Annotated in this window: 1 pseudogene; it reads left to right on the top strand. The window is 64.2% G+C overall.

Features of this window, described 5'->3' with window-relative positions:
* Nucleotides 1–561 (top strand): annotated as a pseudogene (locus KVS69_RS18645) (alkene reductase); the annotation flags it as partial.

Raw genomic sequence — 561 nt, 5'->3', positions numbered from 1 at the left:
CACACGTCCCTGCAGCCGAATGGCGGCGCCCCGGTTGCTCCGTCGGCCATTCCCGCCGGTGGCAAGACCTATATCATCAATCCCAACGGTTCCGGCGCCTTTGCCGAGACCTCCGCTCCCCGCGCGCTCGAAACTTCCGAAATCGCCGGCATTGTCGATGATTTCCGCAAGGGTGCCCGTGCCGCGATCGTCGCCGGCTTCGACGGCATCGAACTGCATGGCGCCAACGGCTACCTGATCGACCAGTTCCTGAAGTCGGGGACCAACCAGCGCACCGACCAATACGGCGGCTCGATCGAGAACCGCGCCCGCTTCCTGCTGGAAGTCGTCGATGCCGTGACGAAGGAAATCGGCGCCGGTCGCGTCGGCCTGCGCATCTCGCCGGTAACCCCTGCCAACAACATCACCGAAACCGACCCCCAGCGCATCTTCAACTACGTTGTCGAGCAGCTTGGTTCGCGCGGGCTCGCTTTCATCCATGTGGTGGAGGGCGCCACCGGCGGTGACCGCGCCTTCTTCCAAGGCGACAAGCCCTTCGACTACCAGGAGCTCAAGGATGTC

The sequence above is a fragment of the Stenotrophomonas sp. GbtcB23 genome (assembly GCF_019091045.1).
Lineage (GTDB): Bacteria > Pseudomonadota > Gammaproteobacteria > Xanthomonadales > Xanthomonadaceae > Stenotrophomonas > Stenotrophomonas rhizophila_A.
This window is presented reverse-complemented; position numbering and strand designations above follow the sequence as displayed.